Source organism: Flavobacterium helocola (genome assembly GCF_038289885.1).
GTDB classification, from domain to species: Bacteria; Bacteroidota; Bacteroidia; order Flavobacteriales; family Flavobacteriaceae; genus Flavobacterium; species Flavobacterium cheniae.
In genome coordinates this window covers 1,064,821-1,071,061 of record NZ_JBBYHT010000001.1, presented here as the reverse complement: position 1 = coordinate 1,071,061, position 6,241 = coordinate 1,064,821, and the positions used below count along the sequence as shown (strand labels likewise).

Genomic DNA, 6,241 nt, shown 5'->3' with positions numbered 1-6,241 from the left:
TTCAAGTCGCTAGTCTTTTCAATAATAATCGAAAAATCTTACTCTCTCTTAATTTTCAAATCTGTATTGCTACAAATTTGTGCTGTCAATTCAATATGTCTATGAACGTGTCATTCTTTTTTTGTGTGCCTCTCATTCGATTAGCGGGTGCAAAAGTACAACTCTTTTTTAATCTGGCAAGCTTTTTTGAAAAAATTTTTTGTTTATTTTTTCCTGACCACTTACCCAATATTTTTAAGAACTTGTACACCCCAATTCTTTCGTTTCGGGTCGGCAAAGATACTAACTTTACTTTTTATTATCCAAATCTTTTTTTAACTTTTTTTAAAGTTTTTTTGATTTGTTTAATTCTCAGTTTGTGTGTGAACTTCTTCCTTAATGCGGGTGCAAAAGTAGGAATCTTTTTTGTTCTCACAAGCCTTTTATAATCTTTTTTTGTTCTTTTTTTTGATACTTTTCTTAACTCTCTGATAACAAGGATTTAATATTAAAAGTTTTTTTTAGGGGTTTGCCGCAAGGAACACAAAGGTGGCGCAATGGTCGCGAAGGGGATTGTTAAACATATAAGTCATATAAGTGTTTTATTACTTATATATAATGGTGAAAAGTTTATAAAAGGAAGATATATTCCCCTTTACCTCTCTTCGAAGGGAAAATTTCTTCTACATATATATAGTAGTGTTTGTTTAACATATAAGTCATAGAAGTGTTTTGCTACTTATATATAGTGTGGGAAAAGTTCATAAAAGTGGTTAGCGTGTTATGGGCTTAACTGCGTTAAGCAGTTGCCTGCTGCGCAGGAGATTCCTAACCTGCGGAATGACAGCTCGCTATGCGAGGGAAGGATTGCTCGCTTTGCGAGGGATTAGTGCTCGCGTTGCGAGCCAATGGAATAGTTATCTCGAACACTATACGCCTTGGCTAGCCCCGATGGGAGTGGAAATCCTTTTATTGCTTTATTGACTTCGCTCAATTTGAAAAGCAAAAAAAGATTGTAGCGGACAGCGGGACAGATAGTCTTTATGGAATGCGAAACGGCTGCTTCTAAAAAATTAATCGAAACGTATGGCTTTTACCGGTGAAATTTTGGTGATAATGTAGGACGGAATCAATAAAACCAATAAACAAACAATTACTGTTCCTATATTTAATAATGCGATGTGAAGTAAATTAATACTTACTGGCGCTTCATTTACGTAGTAGTTTTCGGGATTGAGTTGAATAACTCCGAAGAATTTTTGAACTAATAATAAAGAAATCGCAATTAAATTCCCCCAAAACAAACCTCGAGCGATTAAATAGAAAGCGTTGTAAAGGAATATTTTTCGGACATTCCAATTGTTAGCACCCATGGCTTTTAGAATTCCGATCATTTGGGTACGTTCTAAAATTAGGACTAATAATGCGACTACCATATTGATGGTGGCTACAACAATCATTACAATTAGAATTACTAAAATATTAAAATCGAACAATTTAAGCCATTCGAAAATGCTGTAATACTTTTCTTCGATGGTAATACTATTATAAGTAGGCGGAATTTCCTTGTAGACTTCCTCACCTTTTTCTTTGATTTTAGAGAAATCATCAATAAAAACTTCAAATGCTCCAACTTCTGTTGGTTGCCATTTATTGATGAGTTGCACGTGGCGAATATCACCTATTATATAAGTAGCATCGAATTCTTGAAAACCTGAGTTGAAAATTCCGGTGATTAGAAAGTTTCTTTTATTTGGCAGTTTTCCGTTGTCTTTCATGAAAAAGGTTAGAAACTTATCGCCTACCTTTAATTGCAGTCGCTTAGCTAAGTATTCCGAAATTAAAACTTCAGTATTTAATTCGGATTTTAGATTTGGAATTTTACCATCAACCAAATATTCTTCCAAATTGGTGAAATTATAATCTTTCCCAACACCTTTATATATGATTCCTTCGAAAGCTTTTTCTGTACGTATGATTCCGGCTTTGCTTGCTACGGCTTGTACATGACTAATACCTTCTACATTTTTGAATTTGGGATAAAAACTTTGATTGATAGAAATCGGTTCAGTGGTGACTTGTGATTGATTGTCATCAAAATTAGAAATAATAATATGTCCGTTGAAAGCCGAAACTTTCTCTCGAATTTTATCTTGAAGTCCAACACCTGTAGCCACCGCCATAATCATCATAATAATTCCGATGGCAATTGCCGTAATCGCAATTTTTATAATTGGCGAAGAAATACTACTTTTATAACTTTTAGCAGCAATTAGTCTTTTGGCTATGAAATATTCTAAATTCAAGGTTTTTATGACATCTAAATTATTCCTCAAAAGTACATTATTATTTTTTTCTTTACTAATCGTTTCGTGTGGAAGTAGTAAAAAGGCTATTCCACAGATAAAACCGAGCAATGACAATGTGACTTTGACTTCCACTTCAACAGATGTTACTTTTAAAACGGGTGCCGAAAACTTTGAAAGTTATTTGCCGCTGTTGAAAGATAAACGTGTTGGAATAGTTACGAATCAAACGGGAATTCTTTCGAAAGAGAAGCATTTAGTCGATTTTTTAATTGAACAAAATATCAATCTTCAGAAAATTTATGCACCTGAACACGGTTTTAGAGGAACAGCTGATGCTGGTGAATTAATCGTAGACGGGAAAGACACCAAAACAAATTTACCGATTATTTCTCTTTACGGAAACAACAAAAAGCCAAAACCAGAGCAATTAGAAGGAATTGATGTCTTGGTTTTTGATTTGCAAGATGTGGGCGCGCGATTTTACACTTATATATCTTCGTTACATTATGTGATGGAAGCTTGTGCGGAAAATAATATTCCGCTTTTGGTCTTAGACCGACCAAATCCGAATGGAACTATTATTGATGGTCCGATTCTAGAGAAGGAACATAAAAGTTTTGTTGGAATGCATGAAATTCCGGTTTTGCATGGCATGACGATTGGTGAATATGCCAAAATGATTAATGGCGAAAATTGGCTAAAAGACAGTTTGCAGTGCGAATTAAAAGTAGCACCTTGTTTGAACTATTCGCATGAAATGAAATATATTTTGCCTGTGAAGCCTTCGCCAAATTTACCAAACGATCAATCGATTAATTTGTATGCGAGTTTGTGTTTTTTTGAAGGTACGAATGTAAGCTTAGGTCGCGGCACCGAAAAACAATTTCAAATTTATGGTTCGCCATTTTTACCCGAAAGTGAGTTTGATTATAGTTTTACTCCGCAACCTAATTTTGGAGCAAAAGATCCAGTTCATAATGGAAAGTTATGCTTTGGCGAAGATTTAACCGAGATTAGAAAAGTACACCGATTGGAATTAAAATGGTTATTGAAAGCTTATGAAAACACTGCTGACAAGACCGTTTTCTTCAATGATTTCTTCACCAAATTAGCCGGAACCAAAAAACTCCGTGAACAAATTGAAGCCGGAATGACTGAAAAAGAGATTAGAAAAACCTGGCAAGAAGGTTTGGAACAGTTTAAGGAAATTAGAGGGAAATATTTGATTTATGAGTAATGATGGATGATGGAAAATTATATTTTTATGAAATTAGTGATTTTGATTACTGAAGAAATACTTTTAGAGAAATTTATTTTCACCTTTTTACTTGGTTTATTATTTATCAGTTTTGGATATTTTTTTCTAAAAAAAGAAACCAAAAATTCCATGATAAAAACAGATAAAGAAGAAAATAAATACAATTCATATTACAAAAAAGTAAATTATCATAAAAACTTAATTGCACTATTTTTAGGATTTTTTATGATTATGCTTTCAGTGATTTTCTTATATCAGTATGTAACTTTTTAAAAAATAGAAATAAAAGTAAATCCTTAAGTAGCAATTTTCTTCATTTTCTCTACAATATCATAAGTTACTAGTATTTTAAGATGGATGATGGAAGAATTAAAACAAAATCAAAGTAAATAAAATGGTTTCAAATATTAACATTACAGAATTTATAGAACGTTTAAATAAAAACACAAAACTTGGAAATCCAAAAATCAAAGGAACTCCATTTGCAGTAATATCTATATCTGGAGAAACTAATAAACCTTTTTTTGGAACATTCGATAAAACTAAATTTGAACTTACTGAAAATGCAACTTTATTTCCAACACCTTTCACCTTTTCAGGAGAAATTAATCCAAAAAGTGATACTCAAACTGAAATAAATTATGAAGTTAAACCTATTGGATTTGGCTATTATTGGTTGAAGTATATGCCGATTATTGGAATTCTTGTATTTAATTTAATTCTTTACACAGAATCAGCGCCTTTAAAAGTATATCTAATAATAAACCCAATTATGTTTAGTTTTATTGTTTTTAGTCGTTTTTATATGTGGCAAAAGAAAAACAAACTTGTAAATGATTTTAAAAGAATTTTCGAAATAGATTAAAAACATCAACTAAGATTCCTAACGGAATGATAAAATTGCGAACAAAACTGAACACTTTCAACTGAACACTGAACACTCTTTAAAGAGGCAACTTCTCCTTCATTTTCTCCACAATATTATAAGCCGCTGGACAAATCGCTACGTTTAGTAACGTTAAATCGGTGATTTGATTGAACTTTTTTCTATCGGTGTGTGGGAATTCTCGGCAGGCTTTTGGGCGAACATCGTAGATGAAACATTTGTTGTCGCTATCTAAAAACGTGCAGGGAACACTTTTTAGAACATAATCTTGGTCTTCATCTATGCGAAGATATTGGTCAATAAACTGCTGTGGTTTTTGACGCAAACTTTTTGAAATTCGTTCAATATCAGCCGAAGTAAATAACGGTCCAGTTGTTTTGCAACAATTGGCACACTCCAAACAATCCGTTTTTTTGAATTCGGCATCGTGTAAATCTTGCATTACATAATCCAAATTCTTGGGTGTTTTCTTTTTTAGCTTGTCAAAATACTTTTTGGTTTCGATATGCGTATCTTTGGCAAGTTTTCCGAGTTCGTTTAAATTTGGCTTTAGCATGAATTAATTTGTTTCAAGTTTCAGGTTTCAAGTTAAGTCACTTTATGTTTTTTATATACGAAAACCCACTGAAGGCAAAGTTAACAACTTGAAACTAAATAAACCTGAAACTTTAAACAAAAAAAGATGAAAGACCTTTTCGGAAAAGCCATTTTAGACTACCAAACCCATAATTCTCCCGAAGATTTAATCACCGAAACTTCTATTTCGGAAGCTGATGAAATGAGCGTTACTTATTTGTTTCGTGATTTTAAAGAGATGCCAAAACTGGAACAAAAAGCGTTGCAATTGGCCAAAGGAAAAGTTTTAGATGTAGGTTGTGGCGCAGGAAGTCATGCTTTGTATTTGCAAGAAAAAGGTTTTGATATTACGGCAATTGATATTTCTGAAAATGCGATTAAAGCTTGTGAATTGAGAGGTTTGAAAAATTGTAAAGTTTCGGATGTTTTGGATTTAGATACTTCTGAAAAATTCGACACCATTCTACTTTTAATGAATGGAACTGGAATTTTCGGAAAAATGAATCACATCCCGGCCTTTTTACAAAAATTGAAATCGCTTTTAAACGAAGGTGGACAAATATTGATTGATAGTTCGGACTTAATATACATGTATGACCAAGACGAAGATGGCGCTTACGAAGTTCCAGCCAATGGTTATTATGGCGAATTAACGTTCACCATTCAATATAAAGGAGAAACCGAAGATACTTTTGATTGGTTATATTTGGATTACAACACCCTACAAAACGCAGCAATTGCAAATGGATTGGAATGTAAACTTATTTTAGAAGGCGAGCATTTTGATTATTTAGCAAAACTAACGATATAAAAACAAAAAATCCCAAAACTAACCATTTGGGATTTTTTGTTTATTTAAAAGTCAAAGGCATTTTCAAATTGATACTTACTGGCTTTCCTCCTCTTGAAGCAGGTTGCCATTTTGGAGCTTTTCGCAAAACGCGAATCAACTCTATTGCCGAATTAGAACCTAAATCCCTGACAACTTTGATGTTTTTTACTTCTCCATTTTCATTAACAGTAAATTCAAAAACAATTTGTCCTTTTTTCTCTACTGTTTGGGTGTCAAAATTTGCAATTATATAATCGTAAAATTTATCAATTCCTCCATTTTGAAATTTGGCTTCGATAAATTCACCTCCTAAATACACTTCATCTTCTCCTCCTAATTGAGAAAAACTCAAGTTTGAAAACAAAACAAAAATTATTAGAAATAAAAACTTCTTCATATAA

7 protein-coding genes are annotated in these 6,241 nt (G+C 32.6%); 4 read left to right on the top strand and 3 right to left on the bottom strand.

Annotated elements, in window-relative coordinates:
- Window positions 1-1,052: 1,052 nt before the first annotated feature.
- On the bottom strand, window positions 1,053-2,285 hold the full coding sequence (locus tag AAEO58_RS04840) for an ABC transporter permease (protein WP_341682330.1): 1,233 nt from the start codon (window positions 2,283-2,285) through the stop codon (window positions 1,053-1,055).
- A 7-nt stretch (window positions 2,286-2,292) separates the two neighbouring features.
- Between AAEO58_RS04840 and AAEO58_RS04835 the strand changes: the two genes are divergently transcribed.
- The 3 genes from AAEO58_RS04835 (at window position 2,293) to AAEO58_RS04825 (ending at window position 4,411) form a co-directional block, all read left to right on the top strand.
- Window positions 2,293-3,525 carry an exo-beta-N-acetylmuramidase NamZ family protein gene (locus AAEO58_RS04835; protein WP_341682328.1) on the top strand — a complete coding sequence of 411 codons (1,233 nt, stop codon included), beginning with the start codon at window positions 2,293-2,295 and terminating at the stop codon, window positions 3,523-3,525.
- A 27-nt stretch (window positions 3,526-3,552) separates the two neighbouring features.
- Window positions 3,553-3,819 (top strand): hypothetical protein, encoded by a 267-nt coding sequence (locus AAEO58_RS04830; protein WP_341682326.1) that lies wholly within the window; start codon window positions 3,553-3,555, stop codon window positions 3,817-3,819.
- A 121-nt stretch (window positions 3,820-3,940) separates the two neighbouring features.
- The gene (locus tag AAEO58_RS04825) at window positions 3,941-4,411 is read left to right on the top strand and encodes a hypothetical protein (RefSeq protein WP_341682324.1); all 471 of its coding nucleotides are present in this window, start codon (window positions 3,941-3,943) and stop codon (window positions 4,409-4,411) included.
- Between the two features lie 79 nt (window positions 4,412-4,490).
- On the opposite strand, the gene AAEO58_RS04820 is transcribed toward AAEO58_RS04825, so the two are convergent.
- Window positions 4,491-4,988: a YkgJ family cysteine cluster protein gene (locus AAEO58_RS04820; protein ID WP_290819819.1), complete on the bottom strand. Its 498-nt coding sequence runs from the start codon at window positions 4,986-4,988 to the stop codon at window positions 4,491-4,493.
- Window positions 4,989-5,114: 126 nt separating this feature from the next.
- On the opposite strand from AAEO58_RS04820, the gene AAEO58_RS04815 reads away from it, so the two are divergent.
- Window positions 5,115-5,819, top strand: a complete 705-nt coding sequence (locus AAEO58_RS04815) for a class I SAM-dependent methyltransferase (protein WP_341682321.1) — start codon at window positions 5,115-5,117, stop codon at window positions 5,817-5,819.
- A 40-nt stretch (window positions 5,820-5,859) separates the two neighbouring features.
- Here AAEO58_RS04815 and AAEO58_RS04810 read toward each other — a convergent pair whose 3' ends face one another.
- On the bottom strand, window positions 5,860-6,237 hold the full coding sequence (locus tag AAEO58_RS04810) for an energy transducer TonB (protein ID WP_341682320.1): 378 nt from the start codon (window positions 6,235-6,237) through the stop codon (window positions 5,860-5,862).
- Window positions 6,238-6,241 lie beyond the last annotated feature (4 nt).